The sequence below is a fragment of the Vibrio sp. 1288 genome (assembly GCF_033344475.1).
Genome location: NZ_JAWPOX010000278.1, coordinates 1 through 867, shown reverse-complemented (window position 1 = coordinate 867; position 867 = coordinate 1). Strand labels below are relative to the sequence as shown.

The 867-nt window shown below is 46.9% G+C and carries 1 protein-coding gene; it reads left to right on the top strand.

The features are described from left to right. On the top strand, positions 1-867 hold an 867-nt coding region (locus tag R8O11_RS26215; RefSeq protein ID WP_318194739.1), incomplete at both ends, for an SPASM domain-containing protein.

Here is an 867-nt window from a genome sequence, read left to right as displayed (position 1 = left end):
ATCGAACCAACCGAGCCTGTCGGGGTACATTCAAACAAGTCATGAATGCGGTGGAGTTGCTGCATAAACATCAGGTGAACTTTGCCACGCTTACCTGTGTGAACAACCTGACGAGCCGAAATCCGCTTGAAGTATACCGTTTTCTTCGAGATGAAGTCCGCTCGCCACAAATGCAGTTTATTCCTATTGTTGAACAGAAAACGTTCCGCACCACTGCGCCTCAAAAATGGCAACCGCAAGAACAGCTTAAACAAGGAGACAAGCGTTTGATTCCGGGTCACAAAGATTCTGTCATGGAACCTTGGTGTGTTGCTGATGAAGCTTGGGGTAACTTCCTGATTGCGGTTTTTGATGAATGGATTAAGAACGATATCGGCAAAGTGTTTGTGCAATATTTTGAAGCCAGTGTAGAGGCTTGGATGGGGCGCGCTAATCCACTTTGTACGCTGGGTGAGGTGTGCGGTAAGGGGTTAGCGATGGAGCCAAATGGCGATGTGTTTGCGTGCGATCATTACGTCTATCCGGAGTACAAAATTGGCAATATTCATCATGACAAGCTGGATGAACTGGCCTACAGCAAAGAGCAACAGAAGTTCGGTTTTGCAAAATCTCGCTTGTTAACGCAGCAATGTCGAGACTGTGAGTATCAGTTTGCATGCTACGGTGAATGCCCGAAAAACCGTTTCATTCGTACTCGTGATGGTGAGCCGGGACTTAACTATTTATGTGCAGGATGGAAGAAATTCTTTTCACATGCTGACAAAGCGATGGCATACATTTTACGCGCAACGGGTAACGTGGTGGCTCATGGCAAATACAGCGATTCAGTCGTGCGCCAAGAGAGTGAACAACGCCCAGTATTCGAAA